General features: G+C 61.1%; 26 protein-coding genes. 17 read left to right on the top strand and 9 right to left on the bottom strand.

Annotated features, from left to right (window positions below; translation table 11 throughout):
* The first annotated feature begins 105 nt into the window (after positions 1–105).
* Entirely contained in the window at positions 106–687 is a 582-nt protein-coding gene (locus tag ACROHD_RS05225; protein WP_432676298.1) for a DUF2585 family protein, read from the top strand.
* On the opposite strand, the gene ACROHD_RS05220 is transcribed toward ACROHD_RS05225, so the two are convergent.
* Entirely contained in the window at positions 681–1,820 is a 1,140-nt protein-coding gene (locus ACROHD_RS05220) for a DUF8173 domain-containing protein (protein ID WP_432676297.1), read from the bottom strand. The genes ACROHD_RS05225 and ACROHD_RS05220 overlap by 7 nt on opposite strands.
* A 204-nt stretch (positions 1,821–2,024) precedes the next feature.
* Between ACROHD_RS05220 and ACROHD_RS05215 the strand changes: the two genes are divergently transcribed.
* Positions 2,025–2,474, top strand: coding sequence for a MarR family winged helix-turn-helix transcriptional regulator (locus ACROHD_RS05215; protein ID WP_432676296.1), 450 nt, complete (start codon positions 2,025–2,027; stop codon positions 2,472–2,474).
* Between the two features lie 119 nt (positions 2,475–2,593).
* Entirely contained in the window at positions 2,594–3,088 is a 495-nt protein-coding gene (locus tag ACROHD_RS05210) for a cysteine hydrolase family protein (RefSeq protein ID WP_432676295.1), read from the top strand.
* A gap of 111 nt (positions 3,089–3,199) precedes the next feature.
* On the opposite strand, the gene ACROHD_RS05205 is transcribed toward ACROHD_RS05210, so the two are convergent.
* Positions 3,200–3,898 (bottom strand): winged helix-turn-helix transcriptional regulator, encoded by a 699-nt coding sequence (locus ACROHD_RS05205; RefSeq protein WP_432676294.1) that lies wholly within the window; start codon positions 3,896–3,898, stop codon positions 3,200–3,202.
* Positions 3,899–4,058: 160 nt separating this feature from the next.
* Here ACROHD_RS05205 and ACROHD_RS05200 point away from each other — a divergent pair, with 160 nt between their 5' ends.
* Positions 4,059–4,274, top strand: a complete 216-nt coding sequence (locus ACROHD_RS05200; RefSeq protein WP_432676293.1) for a DUF1127 domain-containing protein — start codon at positions 4,059–4,061, stop codon at positions 4,272–4,274.
* A 72-nt stretch (positions 4,275–4,346) separates the two neighbouring features.
* Here ACROHD_RS05200 and groL read toward each other — a convergent pair whose 3' ends face one another.
* Both groL and ACROHD_RS05190 read right to left on the bottom strand, forming a co-directional pair.
* Positions 4,347–5,993, bottom strand: a complete 1,647-nt coding sequence (gene groL, locus ACROHD_RS05195) for a chaperonin GroEL (RefSeq protein ID WP_432676292.1) — start codon at positions 5,991–5,993, stop codon at positions 4,347–4,349.
* A gap of 50 nt (positions 5,994–6,043) precedes the next feature.
* The gene (locus ACROHD_RS05190; protein WP_127557536.1) at positions 6,044–6,331 is read right to left on the bottom strand and encodes a co-chaperone GroES; all 288 of its coding nucleotides are present in this window, start codon (positions 6,329–6,331) and stop codon (positions 6,044–6,046) included.
* 246 nt (positions 6,332–6,577) lie between these two features.
* Between ACROHD_RS05190 and ACROHD_RS05185 the strand changes: the two genes are divergently transcribed.
* From ACROHD_RS05185 to ACROHD_RS05165, 5 genes are all read left to right on the top strand, one after another.
* Positions 6,578–8,050, top strand: coding sequence for a bifunctional diguanylate cyclase/phosphodiesterase (locus ACROHD_RS05185; RefSeq protein ID WP_432676291.1), 1,473 nt, complete (start codon positions 6,578–6,580; stop codon positions 8,048–8,050).
* A 188-nt stretch (positions 8,051–8,238) separates the two neighbouring features.
* Entirely contained in the window at positions 8,239–9,552 is a 1,314-nt protein-coding gene (locus ACROHD_RS05180) for a ferredoxin reductase family protein (RefSeq protein ID WP_432676290.1), read from the top strand.
* Between the two features lie 89 nt (positions 9,553–9,641).
* The gene (locus ACROHD_RS05175) at positions 9,642–10,565 is read left to right on the top strand and encodes a manganese-dependent inorganic pyrophosphatase (RefSeq protein ID WP_432676289.1); all 924 of its coding nucleotides are present in this window, start codon (positions 9,642–9,644) and stop codon (positions 10,563–10,565) included.
* 106 nt (positions 10,566–10,671) lie between these two features.
* A complete protein-coding gene (locus ACROHD_RS05170) occupies positions 10,672–11,190 on the top strand; it encodes a hypothetical protein (protein ID WP_432676288.1) in 519 nt (172 codons plus the stop codon).
* A 125-nt stretch (positions 11,191–11,315) separates the two neighbouring features.
* Entirely contained in the window at positions 11,316–13,274 is a 1,959-nt protein-coding gene (locus tag ACROHD_RS05165) for a bifunctional 2',3'-cyclic-nucleotide 2'-phosphodiesterase/3'-nucleotidase (protein ID WP_432676287.1), read from the top strand.
* Between the two features lies 1 nt (position 13,275).
* Here the strand turns inward: ACROHD_RS05165 and ACROHD_RS05160 are convergent, their stop codons facing one another.
* Positions 13,276–14,190 (bottom strand): EamA family transporter, encoded by a 915-nt coding sequence (locus tag ACROHD_RS05160; RefSeq protein ID WP_432676286.1) that lies wholly within the window; start codon positions 14,188–14,190, stop codon positions 13,276–13,278.
* A gap of 80 nt (positions 14,191–14,270) precedes the next feature.
* On the opposite strand from ACROHD_RS05160, the gene ACROHD_RS05155 reads away from it, so the two are divergent.
* The 6 genes from ACROHD_RS05155 to ACROHD_RS05130 all read left to right on the top strand — a co-directional run bounded on the left by ACROHD_RS05155 (position 14,271) and on the right by ACROHD_RS05130 (position 18,943).
* On the top strand, positions 14,271–14,759 hold the full coding sequence (locus ACROHD_RS05155; protein ID WP_432676285.1) for a MarR family winged helix-turn-helix transcriptional regulator: 489 nt from the start codon (positions 14,271–14,273) through the stop codon (positions 14,757–14,759).
* Positions 14,760–14,895: 136 nt separating this feature from the next.
* Positions 14,896–15,768 carry a TIGR01459 family HAD-type hydrolase gene (locus ACROHD_RS05150; RefSeq protein ID WP_432676284.1) on the top strand — a complete coding sequence of 291 codons (873 nt, stop codon included), beginning with the start codon at positions 14,896–14,898 and terminating at the stop codon, positions 15,766–15,768.
* Positions 15,769–15,887: 119 nt separating this feature from the next.
* Positions 15,888–16,331, top strand: coding sequence for a MaoC family dehydratase (locus ACROHD_RS05145; RefSeq protein WP_432676403.1), 444 nt, complete (start codon positions 15,888–15,890; stop codon positions 16,329–16,331).
* A 178-nt stretch (positions 16,332–16,509) separates the two neighbouring features.
* Positions 16,510–17,439 (top strand): bifunctional riboflavin kinase/FAD synthetase, encoded by a 930-nt coding sequence (locus tag ACROHD_RS05140; RefSeq protein WP_432676283.1) that lies wholly within the window; start codon positions 16,510–16,512, stop codon positions 17,437–17,439.
* Entirely contained in the window at positions 17,436–17,894 is a 459-nt protein-coding gene (locus tag ACROHD_RS05135; protein WP_432676282.1) for a YcgN family cysteine cluster protein, read from the top strand. Before ACROHD_RS05140 ends, ACROHD_RS05135 begins: the two co-directional genes overlap by 4 nt.
* Entirely contained in the window at positions 17,891–18,943 is a 1,053-nt protein-coding gene (locus ACROHD_RS05130; protein WP_432676281.1) for a threonine aldolase family protein, read from the top strand. The genes ACROHD_RS05135 and ACROHD_RS05130 overlap by 4 nt, the downstream gene beginning before the upstream one ends.
* 80 nt (positions 18,944–19,023) lie before the next feature.
* Here ACROHD_RS05130 and ACROHD_RS05125 read toward each other — a convergent pair whose 3' ends face one another.
* Together ACROHD_RS05125 and ACROHD_RS05120 are read right to left on the bottom strand one after the other, a co-directional pair.
* Complete coding sequence (locus tag ACROHD_RS05125) at positions 19,024–19,800, bottom strand: alpha/beta fold hydrolase (protein ID WP_432676280.1); 777 nt, start codon at positions 19,798–19,800, stop codon at positions 19,024–19,026.
* Positions 19,797–20,396 (bottom strand): 2-hydroxychromene-2-carboxylate isomerase, encoded by a 600-nt coding sequence (locus tag ACROHD_RS05120; protein WP_432676279.1) that lies wholly within the window; start codon positions 20,394–20,396, stop codon positions 19,797–19,799. The genes ACROHD_RS05125 and ACROHD_RS05120 overlap by 4 nt, the downstream gene beginning before the upstream one ends.
* Positions 20,397–20,487: 91 nt before the next feature.
* On the opposite strand from ACROHD_RS05120, the gene ACROHD_RS05115 reads away from it, so the two are divergent.
* Positions 20,488–21,504, top strand: coding sequence for a ribose-phosphate pyrophosphokinase (locus tag ACROHD_RS05115; RefSeq protein ID WP_432676278.1), 1,017 nt, complete (start codon positions 20,488–20,490; stop codon positions 21,502–21,504).
* Positions 21,505–21,564: 60 nt separating this feature from the next.
* Complete coding sequence (locus ACROHD_RS05110) at positions 21,565–22,467, top strand: cation diffusion facilitator family transporter (protein ID WP_432676277.1); 903 nt, start codon at positions 21,565–21,567, stop codon at positions 22,465–22,467.
* On the opposite strand, the gene ACROHD_RS05105 is transcribed toward ACROHD_RS05110, so the two are convergent.
* Together ACROHD_RS05105 and ACROHD_RS05100 are read right to left on the bottom strand one after the other, a co-directional pair.
* Entirely contained in the window at positions 22,461–22,811 is a 351-nt protein-coding gene (locus ACROHD_RS05105) for an H-type lectin domain-containing protein (protein ID WP_432676276.1), read from the bottom strand. The two genes, ACROHD_RS05110 and ACROHD_RS05105, sit on opposite strands and share 7 nt — an antisense overlap.
* Before the next feature lie 148 nt (positions 22,812–22,959).
* Positions 22,960–23,355 (bottom strand): F0F1 ATP synthase subunit epsilon, encoded by a 396-nt coding sequence (locus ACROHD_RS05100; RefSeq protein ID WP_432676275.1) that lies wholly within the window; start codon positions 23,353–23,355, stop codon positions 22,960–22,962.
* Positions 23,356–23,357 lie beyond the last annotated feature (2 nt).

Here is a 23,357-nt window from a genome sequence, read left to right as displayed (position 1 = left end):
CAATTGCGGCGCGAAAGGGAAGCCCTGCCGTCGGTCACATCGGCTTCTAAAAAACATTTTCCCGGAATTACCTAAGGAGCTAGACTTGAAAAAGGGGGACACGCAATGACCCGAACTCTGTTGCACTGGGCCACCGGTCTGGGACTACCCGCCATCGGTCTGACATTGTGGGTATGGGGCCAACCAATCATTTGCACATGCGGATATGTGCAGCTTTGGGTTGGGTCGATCTTTTCCTCGGGCAATTCTCAGCATGTCGCTGACTGGTATACCCTGTCACACGTCGTTCATGGAATGCTGATCGGTCTGGCAGGGTGGGCTCTGGCGCGCCGGGTCAGCTTTGACTGGATCTATGCTTTTGCCATCTTCACGGGCGTTGGCTGGGAAATCATCGAGCACACCAATTGGGTGCTCGACGCCTTTCGCGCCACCACGATCAATCAGGGATACCTTGGTGACAGCGTATTGAATGCGATGGCCGATTTTGTCTTCATGATGGGTGGGTTCTTTCTGGCCAGTGCGATCCGCCCATTGTGGTCGCTCCTTCTGATCGTGGTTTTGGAACTCACCGCAACTTTCGTTGCACGGGACAGCCTGACCCTATCAACACTCAGCCTTGTCTGGCCCATCCAGGCGCTGGATGACTGGCAGCAGGAACTGAACCCGCGCAACTCTGCCGATCAGTAGCCGATCTGCCGCCGCAATTTCCACGAGCGGACCATCGCACCGACGCCCACCAGCCCCAGAGCCAGCGCAAAAAGCCAGCCAAGGAAAGGGATCAGCCCGATCAGCGCCGCCAGAACCGCGCCGGACAGCGCCATCAGCGCTTTGCTGAAAAGGTCTGTCGGGGCTGCGCGACCCAGGGCGTTCCAAATCGCCCCACCCAGCACGTAGACGCCCAGTACATAACCCACCAGCATCGCCAGGACCGCAAGAAGGATCGCGGCAGGCATCAGGATGATCCCGACGATGGTCAGCGAGGCGACAAAGCCCGCCCCCACCAATGTGGACAAACCCAGGAACCCGGACCAAAGGCTTTGGCCGGGGTGCTCGACACTGCGCGCGCGCAGTTCTGCCAACCTGTCGGGCATCAGCGCGGCCAGCGCCACCGCCAGGCCCGTCACGATCAGAACACCGGTCAGGAAACTTCCGACCCGCGAGGCAAAACTGGGTGGTTCAGCGATGGGCCAAGCGCTGCCATGGGTGTCGTCGTAGCTGTCCCCTTGCAAGATCTCGACCCGACTTGCAGGCGCAACACTGTCTGGCACAGTGACGCTCTCGGGATCTTCAGCATAGATGGTCAAGGTGCCACCTACCGACGCATCATCACCAAAGCGAAGATCGTCGGTGGCGATCACAACGTCTCCTGCAATGGCCGCGTCCAGGGTGATCTGCCCGCCCGCCAGCAACGCACTGCCCGCGACCGGGCCATCCAGACGGATTTCCCATCCGCTTGCGCGCAGGTTGCCGGTGATCTCATCGTTCAGACGCAACTCTGCCCCGGTAGCACTTACCGATCCTGAAACGGGCGCGTTGAGGTCAAGGGCGTAGCTCATGGTGTAGAGGTTGCCGCCCAGTGCCGCCTCAACCGACAGTCTGCGGCCCATAAGATGCGCACTGCCGGCAACGGGGGCTTCAACACTCACGGTCTCGCCCATCATGAAGAGATCGCGGTCGGTGTCTTCCGTCGCCTCAATGTTTGTGCCCGCGAGATAGCGGTCACCACCAAATTGCGCCCGGCCTTCTTCTTGCGCCACGCCCGGGCACGCCGCGGCAAGGCTCATCGTCAGAACGGCTACTATTCGGCTGAGAAATCGCATTGGTCGGCCCTTTCAGTCACCAGTCATGATCGGAAGAGATCACCCCCTAGTGTGTAAGTGCCATGACTTGGCTCAAAGTGGGGCGAAAATGACAACCACCGCATCTGCCGGGCGAAAGAAGGGACAGGATCGGCGCGAGTCTGGACATGGGTCAACAGGCGATTTTGACATTGCAAATGTCATTTTGACATTTATAGTGTCATTATGAAACAGGAACAACTCTACGATCTCATCTGGATGTCCCGCCCCTTAATGCAAGCTGCTGAAGCGTGTGTGGTGAAAGGGCTGGACGGAACGGACCTGACGGTAAGGATGCGGGCCGTTCTGGAAATTCTGCATCGCCACGGAGATCTTTCAGTCCCCGAAATCGCCGCGAAATTGGAGATCAACCGTCAATATGTGCAGCTTATGGTCAATGACACTCTGGCGTCGGGCCTTACCCGTCAGCGCCCGAACCCGCGCCACAAGCGGTCCCGGCTGCTGAGCCTCACAGAAGACGCGCGCAATTTGATCGAGAATGTGATGTCCGCTGAAATGGCGTTGATGGCCACCATCAGCGCCGAGTTCTCAGAGGAAGAGATAGCGACCGCATTGCGCGTTGTGCGCGCCGTCACAGACAGATTGAAAGCGCAACAAGGTGGAGACATCACGTGATTGGATATGCACTGGGCGCAGCTTTGCTTGCAGGTATCGCATGGCTTGCGAATGGCGCGCGACGCATCGGATCTGTCAGCAATGGGGAACCAATTGGGGACCGACCGGGGTCGGCGCTTTTGCTGATCGACCTGCAATCGGTATTCTGGGAGGACGGCCCCTATTCAGAGAGCGACCGGCGCGCAGCACAAGCGGCAATCCTGATGGAAATCGACGCCGCAAAAGCCGCCGGAACGCCCGTTATCGCCATCCGTCAAGAGTGGTCGATTCCATCTACAAAGCTGATCGCGCGCCTGGCGATGAAGGGCCAGGCCGTGGCCGGAACGCCGGGCACCGGCCTTGCTGCACCCTTTGCCGATATCGCTGATCACTCCATAATCAAGCGCGTTCAGGATGCTTTTGAAACCGGCGAACTCGATCAGGTGCTGAACAGCCTGGATGTTGGACGGCTGCGGTTGGTCGGGCTGGACTTCAACTACTGCGTGCTGAAAACGGCGCTCGCTGCGCGCAACCGGGGTTATGAGGTTACGGTCGTGGGCCCGGGCACACTGGCGGCGGCATCGACGGAAAAGGCCCAAGCCCTGCTGGCCGAAAAAGGCGTCATCGTGGTGTAGATCATGGCCGACCACGCCTGTCCTGCACGGCATCAGGTCCGCGTAGTCAGCTGCGAAAAGCGTTGCCCCGCCGCACTGCCAGCCTCGTCAGCCGCATCCCGGCGAGACGGATCATGCCAAGGCTATCCCGTCCGTCTCTGCATAGACGCTCAGCTTTAACCAGCGGTCCATGGTTTTGGCGATCCGGGCATCTCCGCTCAGGAAAAGGCGTCCATCCTCAATCTCGCGGGCCAGTCGGCGGCGTCCCAGATAGATGCCGGACATGACAGTCACATCGGTCTCGATGAAAAGATCGATGTCGAAGCCGGGGTCCGATACACAGATCTCGGCCGGCTCGCCGGGCTTGGTGATCAACCAATAGGTCGAACAAGGCGGCAGGGCGTCACCGAAGTTGAACCTCAAGACATTCCGCTTCTTGGGAAGTTCCTCGTCCAGAATCTTCTTCCTAAGCGTCCACATCAACGTGCTGGCGTCGCGATCCTCTAAGGCGATCTCAGCTTTGATGTTCTTTTGCGCCCAATGGCCGAGCGCGACCAGGATGTCATCAAGCTCTTCTGCTTTCTTGGTGCGGAAGTAGTCGATCGCTCCGGTTGCCGGGTCCTCGACCCGTTCGACAAGGCCCTTGGCCTGCATCTCCTTGAGGCGTTTGGACAGAAGCCCCGTCGATATTCCCGGAACGCCCCTTCGGATTTCGTTGAAGCGTGTCGATCCATCCCAAAGCTCACCCAGAATCTGTATCGTCCATCTGGGCTCCAACTCTTCGCACGCTTTGGAAACTGGGCAGAACAATCCGTAGGGTTTTCGTGGCATCCGTCACCTCCTTGATCAGTAGGGTATGTCATGGGGGCGCATTCAGGCCAGTTCACTTTTTGAACCGGGGGCGCTGCGATTCCTGAACTATCGGCATGAGAGCCGGGTCTGACAGTCTGTTGGCAGGTTCTAAACGAAAGGAAACAGAATGCAGTCCTCCATGAATTCGCCCATCATCACTGTCACCAGCGGCCAGGCGCGGGGCTTGCTGACCCATCTGATCAACGCGGTCCGGGTCTGGGCGTGTGAAAGAAAGGCCCGGCAGATGATGTCGCAATTGCCGGACAGGTTGCTGAAGGATGCAGGCGTGATCCGGGACGACCTGACTTACCTGACTGAGGATAAACGGGGTCCGTCGCGGTCCGGCAACTGGTAGGCTCGATAACCTGCGAAACAGAAAAGGGCGCCCCGATGGGACGCCCTTTCCTTATTCAAAGCCATGGGTGGATTACATCATGCCGCCCATGCCGCCCATGCCGCCCATGTCGGGCATACCTGCGCCAGCGCCTTCTTTCTGCGGCTTGTCGGCCACCATTGCTTCGGTGGTGATCAGCAGGCCAGCGATAGAGGCCGCGTCCTGCAGAGCGGTACGCACCACTTTCGCCGGGTCGATCACGCCGAACTTGAACATGTCGCCATATTCTTCGGTCTGAGCGTTGAAGCCAAAGGCCTTGTCAGCGCTTTCGCGGATCTTGCCCGCGACAACAGCGCCGTCGACGCCTGCGTTTTCAGCGATCTGACGCAGCGGAGCTTCCAGAGCGCGGCGCACGATAGCGATACCGGCATTCTGGTCGCTGTTTGCACCTTCCAGGCCTTCCAGAGCCTTGGCACCCTGAACCAGGGCAACACCGCCACCGACGACGATACCTTCCTGAACGGCCGCGCGGGTTGCGTTCAGCGCGTCATCGACGCGGTCCTTGCGCTCTTTCACTTCCACTTCGGTCATGCCGCCGACGCGTATGACGGCAACGCCGCCTGCCAGCTTGGCAACACGTTCCTGCAGCTTCTCGCGGTCGTAGTCAGAGGTGGTTTCCTCGATCTGGCCACGGATCTGGGCGACGCGCGCTTCGATCTCTGCTTTCTCGCCTGCACCGTCAACGATGGTGGTCTCGTCCTTGGTGATCTGGATCTTCTTGGCGGTACCAAGCATGTCCATGGTCACGGACTCGAGCTTCATGCCGAGATCTTCGGAGATCACCTGACCGCCGGTCAGGATCGCGATGTCCTGCAGCATGGCCTTGCGACGGTCGCCGAAGCCCGGTGCCTTGACGGCTGCGATTTTCAGGCCGCCGCGCAGCTTGTTGACCACGAGGGTCGCCAGCGCTTCGCCTTCCACGTCCTCTGCGATGATCAGCAGCGGCTTTTGCGACTGGATCACCTGCTCCAGCAGCGGAACCATCGGCTGCAGCGAAGACAGTTTCTTTTCGTGCAGCAGGATCATCGCATCGTCGAGCTCTGCGATCATCTTGTCGGGGTTGGTGACGAAGTAGGGGGACAGGTAGCCGCGGTCGAACTGCATGCCTTCCACAACTTCGGTCTCGGTTTCCAGACCCTTGTTTTCTTCGACGGTGATAACGCCGTCATTGCCTACTTTCTGCATCGCGTCAGCGATCTGGCGGCCGATTTCGGCTTCGCCATTTGCAGAGATCGTGCCGACCTGAGCGACTTCAGCAGAGTCGTTCACAGGGCGCGCAGAGGCCTTGATGGACTCGATCACGTTGGACACGGCGAGGTCGATGCCGCGCTTCAGATCCATCGGGTTCAGGCCAGCAGCAACCTGCTTCATGCCTTCCTTGACGATGGCCTGGGCCAGCACGGTCGCGGTGGTGGTGCCGTCACCGGCTTCGTCGTTGGTGCGGGAAGCGACTTCCTTCACCATTTGTGCGCCCATGTTCTCGAACTTGTCTTCCAGTTCGATTTCCTTCGCCACGGACACGCCGTCCTTGGTGATGCGCGGGGCGCCGAAAGATTTGTCGATAACGACGTTGCGGCCTTTGGGGCCGAGGGTAACCTTCACCGCGTCGGCGAGGATGTTGACGCCTTTGAGCATACGGTTGCGGGCATCGGTGTTGAACTTGACGTCCTTAGCAGCCATCGGTGGCTCCTTCCATGGAATGTCTTGGTTTCAGTCGAAAATGGGACGGCTCAGGCGATGATGCCGAGGATGTCCGACTCTTTCATGATCAAGAGCTCTTCACCCTCGACCGATACTTCGGTGCCCGACCATTTGCCGAACAGTACGCGGTCGCCGGCTTTCACAGCCATTGCGATCAGCTCGCCCGAATCCTTGCGAGCGCCTTCACCGCAGGCAACGATTTCGCCTTCGGACGGTTTTTCTTTGGCGCTATCGGGAATGATCAGACCGCCCTTGGTCTTTTCGTCGCCTTCGATGCGGCGCACCAGCACACGGTCATGCAGCGGTTTGAATGCCATCTCTCGAACACTCCTTCGGTTCGTTTGTTTCTCCCATGTTAGCACTCACCTGTGCCGAGTGCTAACGCGACGTAGATAGGGAGGTGTCCGAAGAGAGTCAACAAAGCCCTGCAAGTTTTTTCGCTCACGTGCAGACGTTAAGAATTTTAGACAGTTCACCCGGTGAAACCCTGTTCCGTATCAAGGTTTTATTCACTCTTCGCCCATAGCCTCGCCCGCGGAACCTGCGTGAACCGGGAAAATGATTTGGCCAAGACCCGAGACGATAAAGCTGACAAGGCGGTGGAATACCGGCGTTACGCAGAGCTGACACTGCGCCATATCCTCGACGCGGTTCTGATAACGGATCTGGCCAATGATATCGTCTGGGTCAACACAGGCTTCGAACGCATGTTCGGCCACCGGCTGGAGAACATCATAGGTCTGCCCGCGCGTGGGTTGCTTGATGGTCCGGAAACCGACCCGGATGCACGCGATAAGGTTCTGCGCGCCATTGAGGGGCGCGAGGTTCTGACCGTCGATATCCTGCATTACTCAGCTACCGGTGAACCCATCTGGGTGGATAAGACCCTGACACCGATTTTTGACGAAGAGGGCAATCACACGAACCACATGTCGATCAACCGCGACATCTCCAAGCGCCGCAAGATGGAGGAGAAGACGCGCGAGGTGATGGCCAACGAAGAACAGCGTCAACATGAACGCAAACTGCTTAGCCAGGTCAGCGAATGGCTCTACTCCGCCAAGTCCTTGGAGGAGCTGCTGAAGGTCGTCCAGAAATCCATGCATACCCTGATCCCGGAAAGCGAGGGGCAGCTCTATATCTACTCCAACTCCCGCGATACGCTGGATCTGGAAACCTCCTGGGGCGATCACGCGCCCCAAAAACACATAGATGCCGAAGATTGCTGGGCCCTGCGCCGCGGCCGCGCCTATTCCTACGGCACCCGCGCCATCGAATTTCCCTGCAGCCATGTGGACGGCGAAGACACCCCCTATTTCTGCCTTCCGATCATCGCCCATGGCGAAACCATCGGTCTGCTGCACCTGGCCTTCTCGGCATTCGACCGGTCGATCATGTCGCGCAAGATGGTGCAAACCTTTCTGCAACAAAGGTGGGAACTGGGCCTGCTTTGCGCCGAACAAATCAGCCTTGCGGTGGCCAATGTGCAGCTAAGGCAGGAACTGATGGATCAATCCGTGCGCGACCCGCTGACCAGCCTTTGGAACCGGCGCTGGTTCCTCGACGCCGCCCATAAGGAAATTGGCCGCGCCCGAAGGCAGGACAATGCGCTATCTCTCATCTCCATCGACGTGGATCATTTCAAGAAGTTCAACGACCATCACGGCCATGACGCAGGTGATATCGTACTGCGAGAGGTCGGCGCATTGATGCGAGAGGTGTTTACCCCACCGCTGGCCCCCTGCCGGCTGGGAGGTGAGGAATTCGTGGCGCTGCTGCCTGGGTTGGATCACGCCGCCGCCCTCGAGATCGCGGAAACCTTCCGCATTGCCCTGAGTGAATTGGAACTGGCCTATGGCGACGGCAAACTGCCCCGCATCACCGCTTCGGCAGGCGTCACCAGTTACCCGGCCAGCGGAGAACATGTGGCCGACATGTTGAAACACGCGGACCTTGCGCTGTACCGCGCCAAGGATCAGGGCCGCAACCGGGTGGTCTCGGCGCTTGCGGGGGCGGGTCAGCTCGCCGCGGAATGACCGCGCGTTCGGTCGGGCCCAGCGCCACGGCGCACATGAGGACCGGACGAAGCGGCGCAACCGGACGTGGCATTCACGCACCATCCCGAGAACGATTCCCGCAAAGGTAGAGTAAGGCCCTGACAGACAGCGCCCGGCCCGTTAGCCCATTCCGGCATCCTGAACCGCAAAGTAAGAGGGCCACAGCAATGCGCGCCGCCGGGCTAGCCATCATTCTCGTTTCCTGCCTTATCCCCGCTTATTTCTTCGCCAGCCTGCCCGACATTACCGACCCGGTGGCGCTGTTCAGCCAGTATCTGGGCACACTCGCGCTGATCCTGATGGCCTGGGCGCAGATCATGGCCACACGCACAGCAGGGATCGAGGCGTTGATGGGCCCGATGGACCGGGTCTACGTGCTACACAAATGGTCCGGCATCGTGGCGATGGCCGCGATCTTGCTGCATGACACGATTGATGCAGACATGGACGGGATTGGCCGGGAAACCGCCCTGACCGAGATTGCCGAAACCCTTGGGGAACTCAGCCTATACGGGTTGCTGGTGCTGGTGGTGATCTCTGTCGCCACCTTCATCCCCTACCATCTGTGGCGCTGGACCCATAAGGCCATGGGCGGATTCTTCATCGCCGGGACCATCCATTACCTGTTCATCCTCAAGCCCTTCGCCAACGGCTCACCGCTCGGGCTCTATGTCAGTACAATCTGCGGCGCAGGTGTGCTGGCCTATGCTGTCACGCTTCTGCCCGCCTCGATGCGCCGCTCGGCCCGCTACGAGGTTAGCGCGATCCGCGAAACCGGTGGCGCGATCGAGATCACCATGGCTCCGACCGGCAAAACCCTGCGCTTCGCCCCCGGCCAGTTCGCCGTTTTCACCTTCGCGGCACGTGGCCTCACCGAACCGCACCCGTTCTCCCTGTCTGCCCCTCCGGCCAAAGACGGTACGCTTCAGATCACCGTGAAGGCGCTTGGCGATTTCACCCACCGTCTCGGCCGCGACCTAACCCCGGGCAACGCTGTCACCGTTCAGGGGCCGTACGGGCGATTCCAGCGGCGCGCCCCTGCACAGGCGGCGGAAATCTGGGTCGCGGGCGGTATTGGCATCACGCCGTTCCTGGCCTGGGCCGAAGCGCTGCCCGAAGACTTGCCTGAACCGGTCACGCTTTTCTGGTGCGTCCGCTCTCGTGCCGAGGCGCCCCAGATCGAGCGGGTCGAGGCCGCCGCCGCCCGCGCGACCAATCTGACCCTTCATATCATAACCTCCGAAACCGGCGACCGGCTGACAGCCGACCGGATCGCCACCACCGCAAATGGCCCCATGAAGCTCTGGTTCTGTGGCCCCGCCGGGCTGCGCCGGGCGTTGCAGTCAGGCCTTTCCCGCCATGGGGTCAGCGCCCGCGACATCCACTACGAAGAGTTCGAGTTCCGCACCGGCATCGGTCTCAAACGCCTGGCAGGCTGGATCGCACAGCGGCTGAAGGACCGCGCGGCTCCACCTGCCTGATTGTCCCCTCCTGCGGCACAACTTCCACCTGACAAGCCTGCGTAGCTTCTGTATGACGCGCGCAAACTCTAGTTGAACGGAACGTCCCCATGACCACCCTCGTATTCGGCCACAAATCCCCCGACACCGATTCCACCGGCTCGCCCATCATCTGGGCCTGGTATCTGAACGAGGTGAAGGGCAGCGAAGCCGAGCCTGTGCTTCTTGGCGAACCCAACACCGAAGCCGCATTCGTCCTGCAAAAATGGGACCTGCCCAAGCCGCGCATCATCGACGCCGTGGACGCGGGCGCGCCGGTTGTCATCGTCGACACCAATAACCCCGCCGAACTGCCCGACGCGATCAACGACGCCGACATTCTGGCGATTATCGACCATCACAAGCTGGTCGGCGGGATTGAAACCAAGGGCCCGATCGACATCACCATCCGCCCCGTGGCCTGCACCGCCACCATCATGCATGACCTGATGGGCGACGACGCCGCCAAGATGCCCGAGGCGATCAAGGGCGCGATGCTGTCCTGCATCCTCTCTGACACGCTGGAATTCCGCAGCCCCACCACCACCGATCGTGACCGTGAAGTGGTCGAGGCGTTGGCCGCCAATCTGGGCATCGACACCGCCGCCTATGCGGCCGAGATGTTCGCCGCCAAATCCGATGTCTCCGCCTTCTCGGATGCGGAACTGCTGCGCATGGACTCCAAGGCCTACGAAGTCAGCGGCACCAAATTCCGCGTCTCGGTTCTGGAAACCACCTCGCCCGGCACCGTCCTGTCCCGCAAGGACAGCCTCGTCGCAACGATGCCGCAGGTGGCTGAGGAGGATGGCGTCGATCAGGTGCTGCTCTTCGTCGTCGATATCCTGAACGAGGAATCCACCCTGCTGGTTCCCAACGATCTGGTAAAGACCGTGGCCGAGAAAAGCTTTGCCACCGTCGTGGGCGATGCAGACACCGTGGTTCTGCCCGGCGTCGTGTCCCGCAAAAAGCAGATCATCCCGAACCTGGCGCTCTGATCGACGGATCGGCCAGTTTTGGCTTACGCAAGGGGCGGCCATTGGCTGCCCCTTGTTGCGTTTCCTCCCCTGACAGAGACTGAAGGCGACCAATCACAGGTGCCTGATGCGACCGACCCTTCCCGTTCTCCTTATCCTTTTGGCTGCGCCCGCACTGGCCGACAGCTATTCCCCCACCCCAGGCGATATAGTGACCATCGGCCAGGGCGGGCTTGGACTGTCTGCAGCTGATGCCACTGCCACCGCCACCCTGCCCTTCGGCGCGCCCTTCCATGAAAGCCTGCGGACCCTTGCCACGATCATGGGGCATGATTTCTCGGTCTACCTGCCCGAGGAATGCCCCGCAGGCCCCGTTGTCGTCGTCAGCTTCCCTAACCAGATCGACCTGATCTATCAGCAGGATCAGCTGGCGGGCTTTATGCTGCGCCGCGGCTCAACCTTGACCACACAGGCCGGCGTCGGGCTTGGTACTCCGCTGGCCGCACTCGGCAGTTTCGCAACGCTGGACGTCATGGAATCCACCCTCGGATGGGAATTCCAGGCCGGACAGATCCATGGCCTCTTGTCAGAGAGGGAGGGAATAGTGGAACATCTGTGGTCTGGCACGGTCTGCATTTTCCGCTGACCCCGCTTCCGGTCCCCAGAAAATCGCAGGCCCCGCGCCGACGGGTCCAATCGGATGGCCGACTGTCAAATGACGGTCATGCACCCGCAATAACAATAAGCAAAACCAATAGGAGGTTCGCCCCAATGACACTGATATTAGACCGTCGTCTGTTCCTGGCCGGGTCCGCCAGCTTTATCGCGTTGCATCCGTTTTCCGCCCGCGCACAGGCGGGTCAGGCCCATCTGCGGATCATGGAGACCACCGACCTGCATGTGCATGTCTTCCCCTATGACTATTACGGTGATCGCGCCGTCGATACCGTGGGCCTTTCCCGCACCGCCGCGCTGATCGAGGGCATCCGGGCGGAATCCACCAACTCGCTGCTGTTTGACAATGGCGACTTCCTGCAGGGCAACCCGATGGGCGATTACATCGCCTATGAACGCGGCATGGCCGAGGGCGACGCGCACCCAGTCATTACTGCGATGAACACGCTAGGCTTCGATGGCTCGACCCTTGGCAACCATGAGTTCAACTATGGCCTGAACTTCCTGATGAACTCGCTCTCGGGTGCGGGCTTCCCCGTGGTCTGCGCCAATGTTGTCAGCGAAATGGGCGCATCGCCGCGCGAAGACACCACGTTGCTGCCGCCCTATGTGATCCTCGACCACCAGGTGACCGATGGCGCGGGCGAAACCCACCCGATCCGCATCGGCATCATCGGCTTCGTGCCGCCGCAGATCATGAACTGGGACCGCCGCCATCTGGAAGGCAACGTGATGGCGCGCGACATTGTTTCGACTGCAGAGGCTTATGTACCGCAGATGAAGGAAGAAGGCGCCGACCTGATCATCGCGCTTTCCCATTCCGGCATCGGTGAGGCCGACCATATCGACGGGCAGGAAAACGCCTCGATCCCGCTGGCGGCGGTTGAGGGCATCGATGCCATTCTGACCGGCCACCATCACCGCGTCTTCCCCGGCCCCGACTATGCCGACACCCCCGGCGTGGATACTGATGCCGGCACCATCATGGGCAAGCCTGCCACCATGGGCGGCTTCTGGGGCAGCCATATGGGCCTTGTCGACCTGATGCTGGAACGCGAGGCGGGCGAATGGCGCATCGCTGCCCATAGCTGCGAGGCACGGCCGATCTACAGCCGGGGCGAAGACCGGTCCATCACGCCGCTGGTGGAAAGTGTCGCCGCCGTTGAAGCGTCCGTTCAAGAGGAACATGACGCCACGCTCGCCTATGTGCGCCGCGCCGTGGGCCGGACCGAAGCCCCGCTGCACAGCTATTTCGCGCTGGTGGCCGATGACCCGTCGGTCCAGATCGTTTCGATCGCCCAGACCTGGTATATCACCCAGATGATGGAAGGCACCGAATGGGAGGGCATCCCGATCCTGTCGGCCGCCGCCCCCTTCAAGGCCGGTGGCCGGGGTGGTCCGCAATATTACACCGACGTACCCGTGGGCGACGTGGCAATCCGCAACGTGGCTGACCTGTATCTCTATCCCAACACGGTGCGTGCGGTTCTGGTGAATGGTGGACAGCTGCAAGGATGGCTCGAACGTTCTGCAGGGATTTTCAACCAGATCACCCCGGGTGAAGCCGACCAGGTGCTGCTGAACCCGGAGTTTCCCTCCTACAACTTCGACGTGATCGACGGGGTTGAATACCAGATCGACCTCAGCCAGCCCTCGCGATTCACTGCGCGAGGTGAGATGCTGAACCCCGAGGCCAGCCGCATCGTGAACCTGACCTATATGGGCCAGCCGGTGACGCCGGATATGCAGTTCGTCATCGCCACGAACAATTATCGCGCGGGCGGCGGCGGCAGCTTCCCCGGTGCCTCGCCCGAGACGGTGATCTTCGAGGGCCCTGACACCAACCGCGACGTGATCGTGCGCTATATCGTGGAACAGGGGTCGATCAACCCGCAGGCCGATGCCAACTGGTCCTTCGCCCCGATGGAGGGCACGACGGTGCTGTTTGACACCGGACCCGGCGGCGCGGGCTATGCCGACAGCGTCGAAGGCGTAACGATCGAGCCAGCGGGCGACGGCCCCGATGGCTTCGCCCGCTTCCGCATCACGTTGTGACCTAGGTGGGGGAGGTTGCGGCCTCCCCCTTCTTCTTTGCCCAAATACCCCGGGGTCCGGGGCGGAGCCCCGAAAGCGACCCGCCCTGCCCTGCATACACCGCAGCAAGGACAATGGCGGCCCCGGTCAGCTGCACCCATGTCAGGCCCTCGCCCAGAACGATCCATCCCAGCAGGACTGCTGAAAGCGGGCTGAGGAACCCAAGGCTCGACACAACGGAGGGTGGCAGGCGCATCACGCCCCTGAACCAGATCACATAGGTCAGCGCCGCGCCCACGCCCGAGAGCCAAAGCCAGCCCATCCAGTTCTGCGCCGTGAAGACAGGCACCCCCGGCTCCAGCCACAGCGCCAGCGGCACCAGCAACAGCCCGCCCGCCGTCAGCTGCCACGCGGTCAGCGTGAGCAGGTCGACCGGCGGTTGCCACCGCCGCGTCAGCACCATGCCAGACGCCATGGACAGCGCCCCGACCAGCCCCGCTGCAATGCCCACCGGGTCAAGTGCCGCCTCCGGCCCCAACAGCAACAGCGCCACGCCGCCGATCCCTGCCACAGCCGCCAGCACCGCGCGCAGGGTGACCTGCACGTTCAACCAGACCGCCGCCAGCCCGATGACAATCAGCGGCTGGATCGCCCCAACCGTCGCCGCCACGCCGCCCGGCAGGCGGTAGGCCGCCACAAAGAGCGCCGCCCAGAAGATGGTGAAGTTGAGCGCGCCCAGCACGGCCACCCGCCCCCACCAGATGCCCTGTGGCAAACGCCGCACCGCCAGCAGCAGAACCAGACCCGCAGGCAGCGCCCGCAGCATCGCCAGGGTCAGCGGCATATCGGGCGGCATCAGTTCAGTGGTGACTATATAGCTCGACCCCCAGATCGCGGGGGCAAGCGCCGTCAGAAACAGGTCGGATCGTCTGGCCATGTCGGCCTCCTTGTTTATCTTGATATCAAGACAACTGCATTCATCTTGACGTCAAGATAAATCCCCTTAACTGTGCGAAAATGGACCGAGTAGACCGCATTTCCGCGCAATGGCAGCGCGAACGCCCCGAGATCGACCATGATGCAATGGCCCTTATTGGCCGCATCGCACGCCTGTCTCGGCATCTTGGTCTCGCCATGGACAAAACCTTTGCCGCCCATGATCTGAACGCCGCCAGTTTCGATGTGCTTGCCACCCTGCGCCGCTCTGGCGCACCCTTTCGGTTGTCACCGGGCGAGCTGCTGGCAAGTACCATGGTCACATCCGGCACCATGACACATAGAATCGACCGGCTTGAACGCGAGGGGTTGGTGACTCGCGTCGGCAATCCCGACGATGCCCGCTCGGTGTTGATCGAACTGACGCCCGAAGGCCGCGCCCGGATCGACGCCGCCGTGACCGACCACACCGCCACTCAGACCCGGCTGACCGCTGGTCTTTCGCCCGAAGAGCAGGCGCAGATGACGGCGCTGCTGCGCAAACTTCTTGTTGGGTTTGAAACCGGCTGACCGGCCCCGAAAGTCGCGTTTCGTCGGCACATCCGGTGCACGGGGGGTTACAGGCGGTGCCCCCTCTTTTTGCTCCCCCTTTCCTTCCGCGAGCGGCTCCCGTAATCAGGCCGCGACCAAGAAGGACCCCGTGCAAATGACCACCATCATCCGCTCGCTCTCTGAGATTTCCGACCGCTACGACGTGCTCTACTGCGACCTTTGGGGATGCCTTCATAACGGCTACACCCCTTTCACCGAGGCCGTCGCAGCGCTGCGGGACTTCAAGGCCAAGGGTGGCTATGTGCTGCTGCTCACCAACTCCCCCCGGCCCCGCGCAAGTGTCGAGAAGCAATTAGAAAAAATCGGTGTGCCCCGGGATTGCTGGGACAGCATCGCAAGTTCCGGCGACAGCGCCCGCGCCGCCATGTTGCGTGGGATCGTCGGGCAAAAGGTCTGGTTCATCGGTCAGCCGCATGACCAGGGGTTCTTCGCGCCGATGGACGTTCTTTCAGATGCAGTCGAGATCGAACAGGTTCCTCTGGAAGAGGCGGAAGGCATCGTCTGCACCGGTCCGGTGGACCCTTCTGCCGACCCTGCTGTGATGCGCCCTAAGTTCCTGTACGCCAAGCAAAAAGGCCTCAAACTCCTCTGCGCGAACCCCGATATTGTCGTCGATCGAGGTGAAACCCGCGAATGGTGCGCGGGCGCGCTGGCGCAGCTTTATACTGAGATGGGCGGCGAGAGCCTCTATTTCGGAAAACCCCACGCCCCCATCTACGAACTGGCCCGTATGCGCCTGGCCCAGGCCGGCGTCGATTGCCCACCTGACCGCATCCTCGCCGTGGGCGACGGGCTGCTAACCGATATCCTTGGCGCACAAGGCGAACCCATTGATTCCCTGTTCATTTCCGGCGGCCTCAGCCGTGAGGAAACAGGCACTACGGATCAGCCTGACCCAGAGAAACTGGCCCGCGTTCTATCCGACGCACGGGTCGAGGCAAGGTGGTCCATCGGCTTTCTGCGCTAGGGGGTGAGCAACATAGTTGCGAAACTAATGGCTATTTGAAGAACTTTGTTACTTCTGCATTGCAGCATTCACCGGTTTCCGCTATGAGACGGGTCAAGATGACTCGTGAGGTTCCAGATATGCTCGACAACTTCCCCCGTGGAACGATCTGTATCGAAGATATCGAGATCGGCATGACCCGCCACCTGATGAAGCAGGTAACCGACCGGGATATCGAGCTTTTTGCCGAAGTCTCCACCGACCGGAATCCGGTGCATCTGGATGAAGACTACGCCCAGGACACGATCTTCGAAGGCCGCATCGCCCATGGCATGCTGACCGCAGGGCTGATATCGGCGGTGATCGGCGAACAGCTGCCCGGCCACGGTACCGTCTATCTGGGCCAAACCCTGAAATTCCTTGCACCCGTGCGCCCTGGCGATTGGGTCAGGGCAGAGGTCGAAGTGATGGACATGGACATCGCCAAGCGCCGCGTGACCCTGAAAACCCAGTGCACGATCGACGGCAAACCTGTCCTGAAGGGTGAGGCCATGGTGCTCGCCCCCTCGCGCAAGTTCGACTAACCCTTTCATCAGCGTGAAAATATCCAGGGGACCCGGGGGGCTTGCACCCAGCGGGTCAACGCGCGACGCGCCGCGAAACCGGTCTGCATCAAGGCGTTGCCAGGCCACCTTTGCGCGCCTTGTCAAATCCCGCTCCGCCCCGCTTGCCCTTGCCCATCAGGCCCGCTAAGCCGGTGGCATGAGAGTTTTGCGCGACCACCAATATGCACAGCCCGAGGACCGCGGCGCATCCGCCGCAATCGGCAATTTCGACGGGGTTCATCTGGGCCACCAGCACGTCATCGACCGCGCCCGCGTCAATGACCTGCCGCTTGGCATCCTGACATTTGAACCCCATCCCCGCCAGTTCTTCGCGCCTGACGCACCGCCCTTCCGGTTGATGAATGCCGAAGCAAAGGCGCACCGGCTGCAAAAGCTGGGTGTCGATATTCTCTATGAACTGCCCTTCAATGCGGCCCTGTCGCATCTGACCGCAGAAGAATTCGCCCGCGATGTTCTGGCCGATGGTCTTGGTCTGAAGCGCGTCATCGTCGGGGCCGATTTCTGCTTTGGCAAGGGCCGCACGGGTAACACGGACATGCTGGCAGAGTTTGGCAAGCGGTTCGGGTTCGAGGTCGATATCGTGCCGATCCTGCATGGCGAGCTTGGTGCGATAAGTTCGACCAATATTCGCAACGCGCTCTCCGATGGCAGGCCCCGTGATGCCGCCGCGATGCTGGGGCATTGGCACCGGATCGAAGGCATGGTTGTACATGGCGAAAAGCGGGGCCGGCAGTTGGGTTATCCAACGGCCAACATGAACCTTGACGGGCTGCACCTGCCGAAACTGGGGGTCTATGCGGTTCTGGTCGATGTGCTCGACGGCCCATATGCGGGCCACTATCACGGCGTTGCGTCTCTTGGCGTGCGGCCGATGTTCAACGGTGATGTGCCGAACCTTGAAACCTTTGTCTTCGATTTCAAAGGCGATCTTTATGGCACGGATCTGTCGGTCGCCTTGATCGACTATCTGCGACCGGAGCTGAAATTCGACGGGCTGGATGCGCTGATCACACAGATGGATGCCGACAGCGACAGCGCCCGCACCATCCTGAAGGCGCTTGCATGACCCGCGCCAAGCTGCGCCCTGATTTCTGGACCCTGCCATTGGCCAAGCTGACGCCCGGCGAGTGGGAGGCCCTGTGTGACGGCTGTGGCAAGTGCTGCCTGAACAAGCTGGAAGACGACGAAACCGGCGAGGTCGCGCTGACCCGCGTCGCCTGCCGCCTGCTCGACGATCAGACTTGCCGCTGCGGTCAGTACGAGATCCGCAAGACGCTGGTTCCCGAATGCATCCAGCTGACGCCAGAGACAATGGGCGACGTGGCTTATTTCATGCCCGAAACCTGCGCCTACCGGCTGCGCCACGAAGGCAAGCCCCTTTACCACTGGCACCCGCTGGTGTCTGGTGACCCAGAAAGCGTCCATTCTGCAGGTGTGTCGATACGCGGGCTGACAGTGCCCGAATTCGAAGTGCAGGAAGAAGAATGGGAAGATTACATCATCGAGGAGCCGGGCACATGATCTTTGCCTCTGACAACACTGGCCCGGCCGCGCCGGAAATCATGGATGCGGTTATGCGCGCCAATCAGGGGTATCAGATGCCCTATGGCAATGACACGATCATGCCGGATGTCACGCAAAAGATCCGCGACCTGTTCGAAGCACCAGAGGCCAGCGTGCATCTGGTGGCGACAGGCACCGCGGCCAATGCCCTGGCCCTGGCGACGCTTGCCAATCCCTGGGACGGGATCTTTGTTCACCGCATCGCCCATGCGGAAGAGGATGAATGCGGCGCGCCCGAGTTTTATACCAATGGGGCCAAGCTGGTGCTGGTCGACGGGCCGGATGGCAAGATGGACCCTGCGGGCCTTGATGCCGCGATCAAGGCGACCGGCGACAAGGGCGTACATGGCGTACAGCGCGGTCCCGTCTCGATCACCAACATAACTGAAATTGGCACGGCCTATACGCTGGACGAGATCAAGGCGATCACCGATGTGGCCAAGTCCTACGGGCTGAAAACGCACTTGGATGGCGCCCGCTTTGCCAATGCCTGCGCGTCGCTTGGCTGCACGCCCGCCGAGATGACGTGGAAAGCGGGCATTGATGCCGTCAGCTTCGGCGGCACAAAGAACGGCTGTTTGGGTGTCGAGGCGGTCGTGTTCTTCGACCCCGCGCAGGCATGGGAACTGGAGCTGCGCCGCAAACGGGGCGCGCATCTGTTTTCCAAGCACCGCTTCCTGTCTGCGCAGATGGATGCCTATGTGACCGACGGGCTGTGGCTCAGGCTGGCAGAACAGGCCAATGCGCGGTGCCGCGAGTTGGCAGACGGTATCAAGGCCCTGCCCGGTGCGCGGCTAGAGGCGGAACCGGCAGGCAACATGATCTTCGCCCATATCCCGCGCGGCGCCCACAAGCGGGCGATGGAGGCCGGTGCGAAATACTATCTCTTCCCCTTCAACGCCTCTCTCGAGGGGCCAGAGGATGAGCTCATCCGTTGCCGTTTCGTCTGCGACTGGTCTTGCGAAGGTGAAACGGTTGACCGGCTGCTGACGCTCTTCCGCGGGTAGTTTCTGAGCTGAGGGGGAACTTTGGGCGCGCACAAGAGTTTTCGAAAACTCTTGTGAAGGCGCTTCGAAGCGCCTTCCCCCTACCCCGCCCGCGCGAACAGGTCCAAAACTGCCTGTGCCACCGGTACGGGATGGGTGATCGGCACCATGTGGCCCGCGCCGGGCACGCGGATGCGGGTTGTTTCTGGGATATCCCGTTCCATCCGATCGACGATTGCTGATGTAATCGGCTGGCACAGTTCGCCCTGCACGAGGAGCGTGGGCGCCACGACCTGCCCCAGGCGAGGCACCAAATTGGCACTGTCTTGAAACAGGGCATCGTCAGAGGCTTTGATGAAGTGGATACGGTCAATCATGTAACGCTGTTGCCCCTCGGGCATGTCATCCAGACCGCCGCCAGCCCCCCAAAGACGCAGAAACTCTCGCGCGGCGTCTTCGCGGCTGTGTTGTCCGATCAGCCGATCGTATTCGGCGATCACCTGCCGGTAGCGGCCAAATTCGCCGCTGCCCTTCGCCGCTGCAAAGAGCACCGGTTCGATCAGCGTCAGGCTGCGGATGCGGTCCGGCATATCCTCGGCCAGCCGCAGCGCCAGCGTCGCGCCAAAGCTGTGGCCGACCGCATCAAAACGACCCTCGGGCAGATGCGGAAGGATCGCCTGATAGCATTGGTCGTGCAGATCCTTGGCGGGGTCGATAGCGGGTGCCTTGCCGTGACCAAGAATATCCGGCGCAGTGATATGAAAACCGGGGCCAAGCGCCCGGACCAGCCCTTGCCACGCACCCGAATGCGCCAGTGAGCAGTGCAGGAACAGGGCCTTTCGCGGGCCCTGCCCCCACTGCCTGGCAAACCCTGTCACAGATCGCCTGCGAGGTAGCGGTCCAGATCCTGCAAACGGTCATGCCCCCAGAAATGCTCGGTGCCGTCGACGATGTAGAACGGTGCGCCGAAGACATTGGCAGATACCGCGTCTTCCAGATTGCGCGCATATTCCTCGGCCGCCGACAGCATCCCCTTATCGGCAAGGTCGGGGTCAAAGCCGGTGGCCGCCAGTGCTGCGCGAACCACATCGTTTTCGGCAATATCCTTTTCCTCGGCCCAACAGGCGCGCAGGATACCATGGACCAGACCGGCCAGATCGCCGCCGCCGGTTTTTTGCGCGGTGATGATGGCGTAAGAGGACGGCGCAGGATTGGTCGGCCAGAACATCGGCTTGATGTTCAAGGGCAGGCCGGATTTGACCTGCGCCCGGCGCAATTCCTGCGCGCGATAGGCCATGCGGGCGGGGTGCCGGTCTTTTGGCGCGGTACCACCGGTGCGGGTGAACAGCGTCATGATATCCATCGGCTTGTACGTGATGCCCGCCCCGTGCCGCGCTGCAATCTCCTCCAAACCCGTGCCCGCAAGGTAAGTGAAAGGAGAGAGGGTCGAGAAATAGTAGTCAATGTTAGCCATGTCGCGCCTTCCTTTGGTCTTTCGCGATTGGTAGCTGGATGCTAGGGGGTGTCAACGCCCTGTTACAAAAGCACACCGAGAGACAGCTGCCATGTCCGCATCCGATCCCAAGCTCATTTCCGGCAATTCCAATCAACCGCTGGCCAAGGCCATCGCTCGCCGGATGTCCCTGCATCGCGGCATGTCGGTGAACCTCGTCGAGGCCCGAGTGGAGCGGTTTAATGACGGCGAGATCTTCGTCGAAGTGTTTGAAAACGTGCGCGGCGAAGACATGTTCATCATCCAGAGCACCTCGAACCCGGCAAATGACAACCTGATGGAACTGCTGATCATGGCCGATGCGCTGCGTCGGTCGTCTGCGGCGCGGATCACCGCTGTGATCCCGTATTTCGGCTATGCCCGACAGGACCGCCGCACCAAGGCCCGCACACCGATTTCCGCCAAGCTGGTGGCCAATATGCTGGTCGGCGCCGGGATCGAGCGCATCCTGACGCTCGACCTGCACGCTACCCAGATTCAGGGCTTCTTCGATATTCCCGTCGATAACCTATATGCCGCGCCGATTTTTGCGCTGGATATCATGCACCACTTCAAGGGGCAGATGGAGGATATCATGGTGATCTCGCCCGATGTGGGCGGCGTGGCGCGTGCACGGGAACTGGCCAAGCGGATCAATGCCCCGCTGTCGATCGTGGACAAGCGCCGCGAAAAGCCAGGTGAAGTGGCCGAGATGACCGTGATCGGCGATGTGACCGATAAGAAATGCATCATCGTGGACGATATCTGCGACACCGCCGGGACGCTGTGCAAGGCCGCTGAGGTTCTGATGGAGCATGGAGCGAAGGAAGTGCATTCCTATATCACCCATGGCGTCCTCTCTGGCCCGGCGATCGAGCGGGTCAGCAAATCAGTGATGAAATCGCTGGTCATCACCGATTCCATCGAGGCAACCGAGGCAACCAAGGCCGCGCCCAATATTCGCATCGTGCCGACCGCGCCAATGTTCGCACAGGCCATTCTGAACACATGGTCGGGCACCTCGGTCTCGTCTCTTTTCCAAGACGAGACGCTGGCACCGATCTATGAGGGTCTGTACTCGCGCGGCTAGTGCCGCTGGCCTGCATTCTGCATCTGCCGTTCCGGCAGCCCAACCCGGGGGGCCTTCCCCATGTCGACAACGGTTAAACTCGCCATTGGCAGCCTGATCCTGGGATTCGTGGTTCTGGCCCTGAAGGGGCTGGCCTATTGGATCACTGGGTCGGTGGCACTGTTGTCTGATGCGCTGGAAAGCACGGTAAACGTGGCCACTGCCCTTGCCGCCCTTGTCGCGGTGCGCGTGGCCGCCCGGCCTGCCGACGCCAATCATCCCTATGGCCACCACAAGGCGGAATTCTTCAGCGCAGTTCTGGAAGGGGCGATGATCATCATCGCTGCGCTACTGATATTGCGAGAGGCCTATGCGGGCATCCTTGCCCCCCGGGCCATTGATGCACCGCTGGCGGGCCTGGTGATCAACGGCCTGGCGACGGGGCTGAACGGCCTGTGGTGCTGGATCCTGCTGACCTGGGGGCGGCGCGAGCGCTCCCCTGCCCTTGTTGCTGATGGCAAACACCTTCTGGCGGATGTTGTGACGTCCTGCGGCGTGGCGGCGGGCATCCTGCTTGCATGGGCCACGGGGTTCTGGCTACTCGACCCGATCATGGCGGCGATTGTCGCGGTGAATATCCTTTGGTCCGGGTCCAAGGTCATCAAGGACTCACTCAACGGACTGCTGGATGAGGCGGTGCCAGAGGCGACCCTGCAGGTGATCAGCGATGTTATTGCATCCCATGCGAGCGGCGCGGTACAGGCCCACGACCTGCGCACCCGGCACGCGGGCAAGGTGACGTTCATCGACTTTCATCTGGTCATGCCCGGCGATACGACGGTGACCGACTCTCACGAGATCTGCGACCGGGTCGAGGCGGCGCTGAAAGCGGCGGTGCCTGACGCCAATATCACCATCCATGTGGAGCCTGAGCACAAGGCCAAGTCGAGCGCTATCGAGGTGCAAGACGGGCTGGATCAGTAAAGATCCCAGTCGTCCTCGTAGGGCAGTTCACCAATGGCCATCCAGTCGGCGCGGACGCGGGCGATCTTGGTGTCTTCCCAGGTTGTGAACACCAGCTCGAACCCGTCGCGGCGGATATTGGCCGCGCGAATATCGGCGCGCTGGTTGGCCTCGGTAGACATGTCCCACATGGTGACGGACACATGCACGGCGGGCGGCGACTTGAACGGCTGCGCAAAACGTACGGGGTGCCAGACTTCACGGTTGCCCGTGCCAGTCCACATTTCGCCGCCGACATCGTAATCCTCGAACAGCACATGACTGCCCTGATCGACGCCAACGAGGTTGTTTCTTATCTTTTTCATCTGCTCAATCGCTGTGGCCGACCTGCTTTTGCAGGATGAATACGGCTGCATTTTGGTAAAAGCCGTACACAATTAAGCGAAAAAGGAAACGCCCCGCAACCGGTCCGGCGCGGGGCGTTCTTGTTTGTCTTGCCGCCGGGCAGCGGGCTTATTCCATGTTTTCCATAAGCTGGACCAGGTCGGCGACGAATTTCTCCGCCCCGTCTTTCTGATCAGCTTCGGCGGACGCGGCCTTTGCGCGGGCCTCTTCCAGAAGATCGGAGAGATCGTCTTTGCGAACCTCGTCACCTGCATGGGCACGCTCGGCAATCACCGAAACAGACTCTGCGGTAACCTCAACAAAACCGGAGGTCACAACGAAAGCCTTGTCGCCATCGGCCGACTGCACCCGGACAACGCCCGGACGCAGGGTGGTGATGACGGGGCTGTGCCCCGGCATCGCCGTCAGGTCGCCGTCGGCACCCGGAATCTGGACCGAGGACGCTTCGAAAGAGGCCAGCCTCTTTTCCGGCGACACAAGGTCAAACTGCATCATATCGGCCATCG

Origin of the sequence: Nioella aestuarii, assembly GCF_050896395.1 — a bacterium.
Lineage (GTDB): Bacteria > Pseudomonadota > Alphaproteobacteria > Rhodobacterales > Rhodobacteraceae > Nioella > Nioella aestuarii.
Note: the sequence above shows the minus strand (reverse complement) of the source record. Positions and strands in the feature narration are given on the sequence as shown.